The sequence below is a fragment of the Acinetobacter sp. CAU_H_56 genome (assembly GCF_058599425.1).
Map to the genome: position 1 here is coordinate 2,322,522 of NZ_CM178654.1, position 13,776 is coordinate 2,336,297.

Sequence of the window (13,776 nt, forward strand, 5' to 3'; positions counted from 1 at the left end):
ACCCTCATCAGTGAATAAATAAGCCTTGAACAATATCCCCTTCTTTCAGGCTTTTCCCTGCCGGAATTCGAACCAGACAATTGGCCTGCATGAGATTGCTCAGCATATGTGATTGCTGTTTGGACAGACTTTTAACTTGTAAAACCGATTGCTCAAAACTGGCGGACATTCTTAAAAAACGTTCTCTAGTATCCATTTTCAGATCATGGGTGAGTACAGCATTAAACCAGTTCGGCTGAGATTTGTGTCCTTGTAAGGCATTTAATAAAGTTGCAGTGTAGATCTGCATGCCGACATACACTGCTGCGGGATTGCCCGGCAAACCCAGCAGATAACAATGTGAACTATCATTGCGCTGTAACTGGGCAAAGAGCATCGGCTTGCCCGGCTTCTGTTTTACTTTCCAGAATATCTGGTCGAAACCTAAATTTAGTGCTACAGGCCGAATGAAATCATAATCTCCGACAGATACACCGCCTGTGGTTAAAATCAGGTCATGGCTTGCAGATAATTCTTGAATGAGCTTCCGTACTGCCGCCTCAGTATCTGCAACATGAAAAATTTCAACCTGCTGCCCGGCTTGCTGAAACCAGGCTTCAATCAAGGGACCGTTGGCATCAAAAATTTTACCCGCTACAAAGTCTTCTATACTTTCAGCAACTTCATCACCTGTAATGACTACAGCCACTTTAGGATATTGAAAAACCTCAACAGTATTGATCCCCGCCATGCTTAAAGAGGCAATTGCACCGACTGACAGTTGCTGACCTTTATTGGCCAATAATTGCCTGACTGAAATTTCTTCGCCCACATCGCGAATATCAGCATGAGCTTTGAGCTGTTCCATAATTTTGATTCTGGATGAATCGATCACTTGAACAATTTCCTGACGTGCGACCGTAGTAGTCCCAAGCGGAATTTTAGCGCCAGTAAAAATCCTGAGTGCCTGACCATCCTGAAGTTGCAGTTCACCCTGTTGTCCTGCCCGAATTTCACCAATCAGTTGGAATTCGCGTTCTGGTTGAATTGCAGATTGGGTACACAGTGCATAACCATCTACGGCACTTTGCGAAAATAACGGTAGATTAATCCCAGAATAAATATCTTCTGCCAGATAACGATTTAAGGCCTGATTCAACTTCAGTCGTTCAGTTGCTAACACTTGAGTATGCTGCAAAATTAATTCCAAAGCCTGATCTACTGTAATCAGACCATGTTCTGCTCCGCATCCAGACATTATTGATAACCGCCTTGATGTGGAATATTTTTTTGCACATCAAATAAATGTACCAACGCTGGTAGTACAGCAATTAAAGATTCTTTGGCGCCCTGTCGGCTGCCCGGTAAAGTCATTACCAAACTGTTATCAATATAGCCAGCAACGCCACGACTTAAAGCCGCATACGGCGTGCGTTTCTGTCCAAAACTGCGTGAAGCTTCCATGAGTCCAGGAATTTCCCGTTTCAGTAAAGGCTGTAAAGTTTCAACCGTTAGATCTTTAGGACCTAGGCCTGTTCCACCCACAGTTAAAATCAATGGATAATCATTTTTCTGTTGATGAACCAATGCCAATAACTGTTCAGGCTCATCTGGAATTACCTGATAGGCAATATTTTCAAAATTGGCTTCTTGTAATATTTCTAGGACATTTTGCCCTGCTGTATCCGGTTTTTTACCGGCCGCGACTGTATCTGAAAGCACAATGATGGATGCTGGCAATGTTTCTTTTAAGACACGGGTAAAATGCGATTTACCGCCTTTTTTCTTTTGCAATTTACATTGATCCAGACATAAGTCTTCCGGTTCACAATGCGGTTTGAGCATGTCGTATAAAGTCAATCCAGCCAGACTAACGGCAGTCAAGGCTTCCATTTCCACACCGGTTGGACCAATAGTTTCTACTGTGGCAATAATTTCGACATGTGCATCAAACAGTTCATATTCTACATCTGCACGATAAATTGGTAAGGGATGACAAAGTGGAATCAGTTCATCAGTACGTTTAGCCCCTAAAATCCCGGCGATACGAGCTGTCTTTAGTGCATCACCTTTTTCTGTATTGCCATTCCGTAATAATTCAATGCAATGTGGCGGTGCGTGCAGAATCCCTGTAGCTACTGCAGTCCGATAACTTTCTGCTTTCATCCCGACATTTTTCATTGCATGTTCCTATAGTTCATTTCTTCTCTAAACGTATGTCTGTTCTGACTTATATCGGCCATTGATAGATGAATGGCGTATTCTCTTTGGCATGATGACAATGTTGATGCGTCTCATCTGAATGTTTTGGATGATGATGCATGTGAGTAGGTTCTACATCTTTACGGATACAACACCCCTCAACATATTGACTGCTGCCATCCATATAAAACTCTTCTTTCCAGACTGGCACTTCATGTTTAACCCGCTCCACTGCTTCCTCACAAGCAGCAAAAGCTTCACGTCGATGTGCAGCATAAGCAATTGCAATAATGGCTTTTTCGCCAATATCTAGTGCCCCAATTCGATGAATTACCCGCACATAGGACACACCGTATTTGGCCTGGATTTCCTGTTCAATCTGGCGAATCATTTTTTCTGCAACAGGTGCATAGGCCGTATATTTCAGTGCCTTGACTGCTTTACCTTCATGGTGATTGCGTACTGTTCCAATAAATACACCGACTCCACCACATTCAGGAAAAGACTGGATCGAATCAAAACTTTCCAGATCTAAAGCAGTATTCTGAATCCTAGAAAATTGCTTGAATTCGCTCATTTCAACCTCCTGCGACAGGTGACAACAGCACCAAAGTACTGTCAGCATTAAGAGGTGTCTGACGTGAAATGATGTCTTCACCCATGGCACAGGCACAGCGTTCGATCATGGCAAAAGCTTCAGGATAATCTTGCCCCACCTGATTCAAAACCTCAGATACAGTACTTTGAGGTTTGCAGATAATTTCGAGATCTTGCGGTAACTGTCGTTCTACCGCACCGAAGGCTTCAATTCTGACTCTGATCTGTGACATCTTAGCCTCCTATCATGTGCATACTAATTTTGCGGCTGCTTTGATTCATACTTTGATTTTTCAAGCGCTGCTCTATGGCATGAAAGCCCTGTTCTTTGTTCCAGATATATCGGGATAAAGCACCATACAAATTCAACTCACTTAGAGCTACAGATGAATTTAGTGATTTGATTTCCTTTTTAAGATTCAAGCCTTGAGGTGCAAACAGGCAGTTATAAAATTCACCTTGTGCAGTCAATCGCAAGCGGTCGCAGCTACCACAAAATGAATTGGTAATAGTTGAGATAATTCCAATCGGATGGCCATCAATCAGATACTGGCGTGCGGGTTCCGAAGCTGATTGGGCAGAATTATTAGTTTTTTGAGTGAGCGTAAATTCAGTCGCCAAAGTTTCTAAAATGTATTGTTCACTGACTACATGCTCAGTAGACCAATTGTGATCACCATCAAGTGGCATAAATTCGATAAAGCGCAGGACAATGTTTTGCTGAACTGACCAGCGCGCCAATGGCAGGATCTGATCGTCATTTATACCTTGCATCAATACGGTATTGATCTTAATCGGTAATTCAGCAACTTGTGCTGCCTGTATCCCTTCCAGCACAGGTGCTAAATCTTTTTGAGTGAGCTGCTTAAACTGATCAGCATCCAGACTGTCCAAACTAATATTCAGGTCATCTAGTCCCGCCTGCTTTAAGGCTTGTGCATATCGTTTTAAGTAATGCGCATTGGTGGTTATGGAAATGCGTTGTAGTCCCAGCTTTTTCAGCGCTTGCAGTTGTTCAACAAAATGCACCACGCCCTGACGCATTAAAGGCTCACCACCGGTAATGCGGATATACTGGATGCCATGACGCACCATAAAATCGCAAAATTGATACAGCTCTTCAAAACTGAGCAGATCGTGTTTTTTCATCCATTCCGGATGTTCAGGCATACAATAAACACATTTAAAATTGCAGCGATCAGTCACTGAAATCCTTAGCTTGCGCTTGCCACGACCGAACTGATCGACAAACAAGGCATCATTTTTAAGCTGTGTCATCATATTCATGTTGAACATCCATCTTCAGGCATTGGGTGGGTTGTTGCACACATGCAGTGCGCGAAACTCAAATCGCCCAATCTTGTAATAATTAGATTTGCAATAAGTGTTCCAACTTTGTGCCAAAAGTGAAATATTCAGTTTTTAGTGCAGAAATTTGAGCTGTTGATACTGTTGCAGTTCATCCAGCGAGTTAATACTGTGAAAAAATAGCGCACGATTTTTAAAACGTGCCACTTGTGCGTGCAAATCAGCAAAACAGTGTTTAAGGCTGCGCTGTTCCTGTTCAAGATGTAATTTCAGGGTTGCCAGACTGCTGCGTTTAACCAGACAAAATGGATAAAGTGGCTTGCCGTTAATTTCCACATAAGCCACTTCAGCCAGACTGTTTTTGGCTAGAGCCTGATGCAACTTGAGCAATACTCTGGAAGGAATATAAGTTAGGTCACAAGGGACAAACAGCACATAATCCGACTGCACATGCGACCAGGCACTTTTCATGCCCATTAACGGCCCCTGAAATCCCGGCTCATCATCTTGATAATAATGAACACTGGGAATAAGTTTCTGATAAATGGAATAGTCGCGATGGCTGTTAATCCAGACCTGTGCAACATTCGATTTCAGCTGTTGGTGAATTTTGATCAGCTGAATCTGGTCATCGAATTTCTGCAACAGTTTATTGATGCCATTCATGCGTCTTGCCTGTCCACCCGCCAGAATCACCAGATCGGTACGCGGATAGGCTGTTTTATTATTTTCTCTATCGGCTCCTTTTTTCATTCTACCGTCTCCAATTGACATGTTTTAATCAGGCCACGGATTTCAGGTAAACACGAACCACAATTCCCTCCGGCTTTTAAACATGCGGTCACCTGTTTTTCATCCGTAATATTTTTAGTTTTAATGGTTTCAATGATGCGGTTTTTACCGACTTTAAAACAGCTACACACCAGTGGACCTTCATTATTTGCCATCAACATCGGCTGTCCGGCAAGTAGAGCCTTACGGTGCATAGCGCTTAAACGTTCACGTTTAAACAGACTTGCTACCCAGTCGCGGTCCGGCAATAAAGCCTTCGGTGCAATATATAGGCTGGCAATCACATGACCATCCTGAAGTATCACGCTATGACTGATGTGGGCGGTCTGATCTTCGAGATTCAGCCATTCAAAACTTTCATCCTGAAATGGCAATAATTCTTTTAAATGCTCAGTGGTGTAGCTAAATTTTTTCCGGTCCGCCAGTTCATAACGTATTGCATTGCTGGTAGTGATTTTAGTCCACCACACGGTAGCTTCAATCGACGGCTGTACGATTTTTTCAAAGCCTTGACGCACATAAAATACGCCTTGCCACTGGCTATAAAATGGATGGATGATAACCGGAGTATGCTTGAATTCTGGCTCACCCGAAATAGCATCCACTACCGGATTCACCACCTTGCCAATCCGGGCATCGGATGCGACCTGATCATTCCAGTGAATCGGGGCAAAGACCTGTCCACGGCGGATATTGTCACTAATAGTCGCACGCAAGACACAATTGCCCCACTGCGATTTCACCTCAACCAATTCACCATCCTGAATCCCGTATTTTAGTGCATCATTCGGGTGAATTTCACAGTAAGGTTCGGCACGGTGCGTACTCAAATTCGCCGATAAACCGGTACGGCTCATGGTATGCCATTGGTCACGAATCCGGCCAGTATTCAAAATTAAAGGATATTCACTAGAGGTTTGATGAACCGGATTGACTGCTGAAATTGCAATGAATTTGGCTTTACCATCTGCATGGCTATACTGGCCTTCGCTATAGAGTCGAGCTACTGAATCTTCTGCCTGATCTTTTCTCCATACTGGCCACTGTACCGGTTTCAGTTCATCATATTCAGCTAGGCTTAAATCGGTTAGGCCTTTTAAATTAAAATAGCGGAAATATGGCGTTTCAGATCGCTGACTTAAATCAGAGTTTTGCTCAGCAGATAATTGGGCATGCTCCAGAAAAATGTCATGGCTATTATTAAAATCAAAACCTGTGAAACCCATCTTCTGAGCCACTTGACTGATCGCCCACCAGTCAGCTTTGGCTTGCATCGGTGCATCTAAAAAAGCACGCTGTCTGGAAATACGACGTTCTGAATTGGTCACGGTGCCATCTTTTTCCCCCCAACCTAAAGCAGGTAACAAGACATCAGCATATTGTGTGGTATCCGTATCCTGACAGATATCAGACACCACCACGAATTCACATTTGTCCAGGGCGCGTTTGACCTGATCGGCATCTGGCAAGCTGACCACCGGATTGGTGGCCATAATCCAGATCGCCTTGATCTTGCCGCTTTCAACGGCCTGGAATAAATCGACTGCTTTCAGTCCTGCTTGTTTAGCAATATACGGGCTTTGCCAGAAATTTTGTACCAGCTGCTGATGTCCCGGATTTTCTAAATCCAGATGTGCAGCCAGCATATTCGCCAGCCCACCCACTTCACGACCACCCATCGCATTTGGTTGACCGGTCATGGAAAATGGCGCTGCACCGAGTTTGCCGATTTTACCCGTGAGCAAATGACAGTTAATAATACTGTTGGCTTTATCGACGCCACGTGATGACTGGTTTACGCCCATGGAGAACAACGTTATTACTTTGTCTGTCTGGGCAAACTTTTCAAAGAATTGAGTGAGTTTAACTTCTGAAATACCGGTACGTGCAGCCACATCCTCAATCGAAGCTTCAGTAGAACTGCTCGCTAAAGCCTGTTCCAGCCCCTGGGTATGTGCCGCAACAAATGCTTGATCAACGTAACCATGCTGATGCAAGTACTGTAATAAACCATTAAATAGCGCCACATCCTGACCCGGCAGAATTGGCAAATGCAAATCTGCTGCTTCACAGGTGCTGGTAAAGCGTGGATCAACCACGATCACAAACAGGTCGCGCTGTTCTTTGGCTTTCATGATACGCTGATACAGCACTGGATGGCACCAAGCGGTATTGGAACCGACCAGTACCACCATGTCAGTATGTTCGAAATCTTCGTAACTGGCTGGAACCAAATCTTCGCCAAAGGCACGTTTATGTGCCGCAACCGCAGAGGACATGCAAAGACGTGAATTAGTATCGATGTTTGCCGTACCGAGATAGCCTTTGACGAATTTGTTCACCACATAATAATCTTCGGTTAGCAACTGACCGGAAACATAAAACGCAATACTGTCTCGGCCATATTGATCGATGCATTGCTGGAATTTATTGGCAATGGACGAAACTGCAGTATCCCAACTCGTGACTTCACGTGAGCCTTTACGTCCGATCATCGGTTCTAATACACGAGTTTCAAGTCCTAGGGTATCGGCCAGATTACTGCCTTTAATGCACAGCTTGCCGAAATTGGAAGGATGGTTGGCATCGCCTTCAACAGTCACTTTCGGGCCTGATGTGGTCGGTGTTACATGTGCAGTCACACCACAACCCACGCCGCAATATGGACAGGTGGTTTGAGTCGTCATCGTTTTTAATTCTGTGGAGCTATGCAGTTCCACCACTGGGATACTATTCATTGCTGCTGTGCTCCTAAATTATCTAAGTTCACTTATCTCGCCAAATCTATAATGTCTAGCTTTTATAAGTTTGATTTAAATTTTTTCTTGGTATAAAAGCTTTAATCCTCCCCAACCCTCCTTTGTTAAAGGAGGGAGGTTCCCCTCTTTTTAAAGAGGGGTTAGGAGAGATTTATGTGATGAATTACCCTGCTTTCTTTAATGCAAAATCCCGACCAAACAGCAGTTTATTTCGAATCGAAGTGATCGGTGTCTGATCTGCAATCAGCTCGGCATACCATGCACCATCCTCAGTATCGCCAAACAGCACTGCACCAATCACTTTATCCTTTTGAATAATAATGCGTTTATAGATCTGACGTTTCTCGTCATTCAGTACGATATCTTCAAAATCATCTTTTGGTTCGAAGTCACCTGCAGAGAACACATCACAACCACTCACTTTCAGCTGCGTCGGAACCGTTGGTGCCTTAAAGGTCAAGCTGCCATGCTCGGCCAGATGTGATGCACAAATAAACGCCTGGCCCCAAAGTGGTTCAACCAGACCAAAGGTTTGACCACGGTGCTCGATACATTCACCCACCGCATAAATACTTGGGTCAAAAGTCTGCATGGTGTCATTTACCAGCACACCGCGATTACAACGCAGACCAGCACTTTGCGCCAATGCAATATTTGGACGAATACCCACTGCGAAGACCACCAAATCAGCAGCCAGCACGGTGCCATCTTTTAGTTTCACCTGGGTCACATGACCTTCTTCACCCATCAGGCATTCGGTATTCGCTTCAGTCAGAATAGTGATACCTTTCTGCTCAATTGCAGTTTTCAGCATCTGGCTGGCTTTGCTATCCAGCTGACGATCCATAATGCGATCCATCAGATGCAATACTGTGACATTCATGCCTTGCTGTTTCAGGCCATAAGCAGCTTCTAGGCCCAGTAAGCCACCGCCAATCACCACCGCATTTTTCTTGGTTTTGCAGTAGTCCAGCATGGTATTTACATCATAGATGTCGCGGAAGCTGAGTACGCCTTTTAAGTCGCTACCTGGAATTGGCGGAACGAATGGCTTGGAACCCGTCGCCAGAATCAAACGGTCATAACTGATCACTTCGCCTTTTTCGGTATAAACCTGCTTACGCGGACGGTCGATGCGAACCGCCGGATCACCTGCAATCAGACGGATACCTTTGTCGGCATACCAAGCATGCGGATGCAGCATAATGTCATCAATGGTTTTTTCACCAGAAAGCACTGGCGACAACATGATGCGGTTGTAGTTACCCCAAGGCTCTTCACCAATCACAGTAATTTCATAACGGTCTGGTGCCATATCCAGCAGGTCTTCCAGACAACGCATGCCTGCCAGACCATTACCGACCAGTACCAGTTTCATTTTTTCCGGTGAAACACCGTTATTGGTGATATAGGTTTTTTGTGGCACTGGGCTAATGAATACTTTGCCGTTTTCAATCTTGCTTGGAAAAACCAGTAGTTTCTGGTCTTTATCTTCCAGACAGCGGCCAGTCGCCAGACTGAAATGCTGCTTGTAAATTGGTGAAGCGACAACACGCTCGCCTTGCAGATCACCAATGATGCCGCGCGACATCACAAATGCTTTACTAAATGGATCCTGGTTACTGAGTGCATAAACACGCTTTTCTGAACCCACACGGAATATCGCAATTTGCTGACCTTCCACCAAGGCTGCAACGCCAGTATTAGGCGTGATGTCATCCAGTGCACACACTTCAACCCAATTCAGTTCATTCATATCTTTAAACATTGTCATATTCTTGCTCCTTTATTCTTTGAATCAGGCCTCAACTACCGGAATACGGCTGGCATCACGTTCAACCTCAGTTTTTGGACGAATCTGTCCGCGCACTTGTGCAAACTGGATATGAGGATCGTTTTGCTGTTCAGCTTTGGCATTGATAAAGGTTTTAAAGCGTTTACGCACTTCAGGATCTTCAATCGCAGTACGCCATTCGTCTTGATAAGTGCCCACCACATGCTCCATACGGCGTTCTAATTCCGCTGCCAAACCAAGTGAGTCATTCACAACGACATCTTTCAGGTAATCTAAGCCACCTTCGAGGTTGTCACGCCATACCGAAGTACGTTGCAGACGATCAGCCGTCTGGATATAGAACATGAAGAAACGGTCGATATAGCGGACTAAAGTTTGTGTATCCAGATCTGATGCCAGTAGTTCAGCATGACGCGGTTTCATACCGCCGTTACCACAGACATATAGGTTCCAGCCTTTTTCAGTGGCAATCACACCGACGTCTTTGCTTTGTGCTTCGGCACATTCACGAGTACAGCCAGATACCGCCATTTTTAGTTTGTGTGGAGAACGCAGGCCTTTGTAGCGGTTTTCCAGATAGATCGCCAAGCCCACAGAATCATCTACACCATAACGGCACCAAGTGCTACCAACACAAGATTTAACAGTACGCAGCGATTTACCGTAAGCATGCCCCGATTCAAAACCGGCATTGATCAGTTTTTCCCAGATTTCTGGTAATTGATGGAGTTGCGCACCAAACATATCGACACGCTGGCCCCCAGTCAGTTTGGTATACAGACCATATTCTTTAGCAATTTGACCAATGACGATCAGACCATCTGGTGTGACTTCACCGCCTGCCATACGAGGAACGACAGAGTAAGTACCATCTTTTTGAATGTTACCGAGGTAGTAATCGTTACTGTCTTGCAGGCCGGCATGGCTTGGTTTCAGGACAAAGTCGTTCCAGCAAGATGCCAGGATGTTTGCCACTGTTGGCTTACAGATATCGCAGCCCAGACCATGACCATGTTGCTGGATCAAGTCATCAAAGGTCTTGATTTCATTGACACGAACCAGGTGATACAGCTCTTGGCGTGAATAAGCAAAGTGTTCGCAGAGATGATTGTTTACGGTAACGCCTTGACGTTGTAACTCAGATTTCAGAACTTGCGTCACTAGCGGTGCACAGCCACCACAAGCCGTTGCGGCTTTGGTGCATTTTTTCAGAGCGCCGAGTGAAGTTGAACCATCGGCAATCGCTGAACAGATATCCGCTTTAGATACGTTATTACATGAACAAATGGTTGCGCTATCTGGAAGTAGATCTACCCCGCTGCCACCCGTTTTCGCTGTTGCCTGATCAAATCCTGGCATGATCAGACTTTCTGGATTTTCTGGAATTTCCAGACCATTTAGCATCATTTGCAGCAGGTCGTTATATTCTTTGGCACAACCCACCAGCACTGCACCCAGCAGTTTGGTTTTTTCTGCGTTTACGACAATTTTCTTGTAAATCTGTGCTGCTTCATCGGCATAGAAATAGCTCAGTGAACCTGGTGTCATGGCATGTGCATCGCCAACTGATGCAACATCCACACCCATCAGTTTCAACTTGGTGCTCATGTCTGCGCCAGCAAATGCTGCACATTCTTCTTGCAGGACATGTTTCGCAGCAATACGTGCCATGTCATAGCCTGGAGCAACTAGACCAAAGGTTTTATTTTGCCAAAGCGCACATTCGCCAATCGCATAAATGTCCGGATTTGATGTCTGGCAGTAATCATTGATCACGATACCACCGCGCTCACCAATCGCCAGACCGTTTTGACGTGCCAATTCATCACGTGGACGAATACCGGCAGAGAACAGGATGATGTCAGTTTCCAGTTCAGCACCATCGCCGAACTTCATTACGTGTTTAGCATTGACACCATCTTCAATTGACGAGGTTGCTTTTTGGGTATGGACTTTAACACCCAGATCTTCGATTTTGGTGCGTAATACTTTACCGCCAAGATCATCAACCTGAACTGCCATCAGGCGTGGTGCGAATTCAACCACATGTGTTTCCAGATTCAGGTCACGCAGCGCTTTAGCTGCTTCCAGACCCAACAAACCACCACCAATCACGACACCGTTTTTGGCATTCAGACTCGCTGCACGGATTGCATCCAGATCTTCAATGGTACGGTAAACAAAGCAGTTTTCACGGTCGTTGCCTGGAATTGGTGGAACAAAAGCATAGGAGCCGGTAGCTAAAACCAGTTTGTCATAAGCAATCACATCGCCATGATTAGTGGTGACTGTTTTATTAACAGTATCGACTGCAGTCGCTTTGGTACTTAAACGCAGATCAATTCCATACGCATCTGCAAAGTCGTTACGGCAAAGGGTTAAATCCTTGGCTGATTTTCCAGTGAAATATTCAGTTAAATGCACACGGTCATAAGCCAGACGCGGCTCTTCTGCCAGAATCGTGATTTCAACGTCATCACCCGCATGCTCAAGCACAGATTCAATAAATTTGTGTCCTACCATGCCATGGCCAATCATTACCAGTTTCATATTCCTTCTCCTAAATTTTCTAAATCTTGTATCTTGTGTTTTAAGCCAGGTTGTTTCGTTCAAGGACAGCTTCTTCATACAGCTTTTGCTCTTTGGCCTTATGCTCAACCGAGAAGCGAATCATCAGAACAAAACTTGCTGCAATCACGACCAGGCCGCCAAGTGCCATCAGACAGGTTTGAATATCCAGCATGCCTTTGAGTAAGAATCCTGCTGCGACCGCACCCACGTTACCGCCTGCACCGATAATGCCGGCCACACCGCCTAAAGCATCACGGTCAATAAATGGCACCAGCGCATATGTTGCACCACATGCCATGTGGGTAAATAATGCGAAGACAGTCATTGTGATGATGGCCAGCATGGCACTGTTCATTTGCGAGAATAAAATCAGGAATAAACCTTCCATCAAGATCATGGCAAACAGTACTTTGGTACGTCCGTCCAGGCCTTTTTTGATGGCAACTTTGTCTGAAACGATGCCACCCAGTGCACGGGCAAATAGTGCTAGCAGACCGAAGATCCCGGCCGTCATGCCTGCTTCTTTTAAACCAAAGCTAAAGTTTTCTACGTAGTACATGGCTACGATGTTATGAATGAAGATTTCGATACCGAAACAGGCCGCATAAGCGCCAAATAGAATCCAGACACGGTAGTTACGTGCAGCATGCATCAGAATTGCCATGCCACCTTTTTTCTCGCTCCCAACCTGAATTCCTGCTGCGCGCAGTTCTCTAAAATTGCCTTGTGGACAGTCCTGAGTGAATTTCCAGTACAATGCACCGACAATTAGCATCATCAGACCAGGAACGATCAGGGCAATTCTCCAGCCCATCGCCTGTTCAACACCGAACATCACCAGCGCAGCCAGAAGTAATGGCATCAAGGCTTGAGTCGCACCACCACCGGCATTGCCCCAACCTGCACTTGCTGCATTGGCTGTACCGACCACATTCGGCGCAAACATGATGCTGGTGTGATATTGGGTAATCACGAAACTGGCACCAATGGCACCAATCAGTAAGCGGAAAAACAGGAAGGATTCATAGCTATTCGCAGAGGCCACACCAAAGACCGGAATACTGCCGAGTACGAGTAATGCAGTATAGGTTTTCCGTGGACCATATTTGTCACATAGGGGACCGACAATCAGTCGAACCAGAATGGTGATCGCGACTGCTGCAATATTGATATTGGCGATTTGATCTTTGGTTAAGCTGAATTCACCCGCGATCACAGGCATCAGCGGTGCACAGGCGAACCAGGCAAAGAAGCAGACAAAAAACGCGAGCCAACTCATATGGAAGGCTCTCATTGCTGCGCTGCTGAAATTCAAAAGACTTATTTTTGTTGCTTTCTTTTCATATAAATTTGAAGACATCACCATCTCCTTCCAGAACTGAACGTATAGGCTTATCTGCTATGCGAATCGCTGCACACCAGATGCGATCAGAACGGACGTCATTGGCCGTCTTACAAATTTCTTTAGAGTCGTCTTTGACTCAAATTCTATTAAGCACAAAGCGTGCCAATAAAATAATTCTATAAATAAGTATTTGTATTTATATTGTTTATCTAAAAATACTTTTATATTTTTTCTAAATTATAGTGACTTCGAACCAAGCTCTCTCTTATTTTTCTCAGCATATTTATATCTGGGTTTTAAAATTGCCACTTCACTGCACTATTTGGCACAGCTTTAGTGCAAGGAAGAACATAATCAAACTAGATATTTTTTAATTAAAGAAAAACTTGTAGTTAAATCTTAAACTTTTTAAATGAGTTAGCTAATTA

Annotated in this window: 10 protein-coding genes; all 10 read right to left on the reverse strand. The window is 44.7% G+C overall.

Annotation, left to right across the window (positions count from 1 at the left end; all coding sequences use genetic code 11):
• Positions 1-7: 7 nt before the first annotated feature.
• Positions 8-1,237, reverse strand: coding sequence for a molybdopterin molybdotransferase MoeA (locus tag AC4MCC_RS11020; RefSeq protein WP_491885281.1), 1,230 nt, complete (start codon positions 1,235-1,237; stop codon positions 8-10).
• Positions 1,237-2,160 (reverse strand): bifunctional molybdenum cofactor biosynthesis protein MoaC/MoaB, encoded by a 924-nt coding sequence (gene moaCB, locus AC4MCC_RS11025; protein WP_491885282.1) that lies wholly within the window; start codon positions 2,158-2,160, stop codon positions 1,237-1,239. The genes AC4MCC_RS11020 and moaCB overlap by 1 nt, the downstream gene beginning before the upstream one ends.
• Before the next feature lie 49 nt (positions 2,161-2,209).
• Positions 2,210-2,758 carry a molybdenum cofactor biosynthesis protein MoaE gene (locus AC4MCC_RS11030; protein WP_491885283.1) on the reverse strand — a complete coding sequence of 183 codons (549 nt, stop codon included), beginning with the start codon at positions 2,756-2,758 and terminating at the stop codon, positions 2,210-2,212.
• Position 2,759: 1 nt separating this feature from the next.
• The gene (locus tag AC4MCC_RS11035) at positions 2,760-3,011 is read right to left on the reverse strand and encodes a MoaD/ThiS family protein (protein WP_491885284.1); all 252 of its coding nucleotides are present in this window, start codon (positions 3,009-3,011) and stop codon (positions 2,760-2,762) included.
• Position 3,012: 1 nt separating this feature from the next.
• On the reverse strand, positions 3,013-4,065 hold the full coding sequence (moaA, locus tag AC4MCC_RS11040) for a GTP 3',8-cyclase MoaA (protein WP_491880671.1): 1,053 nt from the start codon (positions 4,063-4,065) through the stop codon (positions 3,013-3,015).
• Between the two features lie 135 nt (positions 4,066-4,200).
• On the reverse strand, positions 4,201-4,839 hold the full coding sequence (gene mobA / locus AC4MCC_RS11045; RefSeq protein ID WP_180131675.1) for a molybdenum cofactor guanylyltransferase: 639 nt from the start codon (positions 4,837-4,839) through the stop codon (positions 4,201-4,203).
• On the reverse strand, positions 4,836-7,616 hold the full coding sequence (locus tag AC4MCC_RS11050) for a molybdopterin-dependent oxidoreductase (protein ID WP_491885285.1): 2,781 nt from the start codon (positions 7,614-7,616) through the stop codon (positions 4,836-4,838). Before AC4MCC_RS11050 ends, mobA begins: the two co-directional genes overlap by 4 nt.
• Positions 7,617-7,800: 184 nt before the next feature.
• The gene (nirD, locus tag AC4MCC_RS11055) at positions 7,801-9,411 is read right to left on the reverse strand and encodes a nitrite reductase small subunit NirD (protein ID WP_491885286.1); all 1,611 of its coding nucleotides are present in this window, start codon (positions 9,409-9,411) and stop codon (positions 7,801-7,803) included.
• A 24-nt stretch (positions 9,412-9,435) separates the two neighbouring features.
• The gene (gene nirB / locus AC4MCC_RS11060) at positions 9,436-11,982 is read right to left on the reverse strand and encodes a nitrite reductase large subunit NirB (RefSeq protein WP_491885287.1); all 2,547 of its coding nucleotides are present in this window, start codon (positions 11,980-11,982) and stop codon (positions 9,436-9,438) included.
• Between the two features lie 40 nt (positions 11,983-12,022).
• Complete coding sequence (locus tag AC4MCC_RS11065) at positions 12,023-13,363, reverse strand: MFS transporter (RefSeq protein WP_491885288.1); 1,341 nt, start codon at positions 13,361-13,363, stop codon at positions 12,023-12,025.
• Positions 13,364-13,776: the final 413 nt, after the last annotated feature.

Excerpts from the sequence above, each read along its gene's own strand:
- AC4MCC_RS11020 (WP_491885281.1), bottom strand. The coding sequence starts at position 1,237 with ATGTCTGGATGCGGAGCAGAACATGGTCTGATTACAGTAGATCAGGCT.
- moaCB (WP_491885282.1), bottom strand. The coding sequence starts at position 2,160 with ATGAAAAATGTCGGGATGAAAGCAGAAAGTTATCGGACTGCAGTAGCT.
- AC4MCC_RS11030 (WP_491885283.1), bottom strand. The coding sequence starts at position 2,758 with ATGAGCGAATTCAAGCAATTTTCTAGGATTCAGAATACTGCTTTAGAT.
- AC4MCC_RS11035 (WP_491885284.1), bottom strand. The coding sequence starts at position 3,011 with ATGTCACAGATCAGAGTCAGAATTGAAGCCTTCGGTGCGGTAGAACGA.
- moaA (WP_491880671.1), bottom strand. The coding sequence starts at position 4,065 with ATGAATATGATGACACAGCTTAAAAATGATGCCTTGTTTGTCGATCAG.
- mobA (WP_180131675.1), bottom strand. The coding sequence starts at position 4,839 with ATGAAAAAAGGAGCCGATAGAGAAAATAATAAAACAGCCTATCCGCGT.
- AC4MCC_RS11050 (WP_491885285.1), bottom strand. The coding sequence starts at position 7,616 with ATGAATAGTATCCCAGTGGTGGAACTGCATAGCTCCACAGAATTAAAA.
- nirD (WP_491885286.1), bottom strand. The coding sequence starts at position 9,411 with ATGACAATGTTTAAAGATATGAATGAACTGAATTGGGTTGAAGTGTGT.
- nirB (WP_491885287.1), bottom strand. The coding sequence starts at position 11,982 with ATGAAACTGGTAATGATTGGCCATGGCATGGTAGGACACAAATTTATT.
- AC4MCC_RS11065 (WP_491885288.1), bottom strand. The coding sequence starts at position 13,363 with ATGTCTTCAAATTTATATGAAAAGAAAGCAACAAAAATAAGTCTTTTG.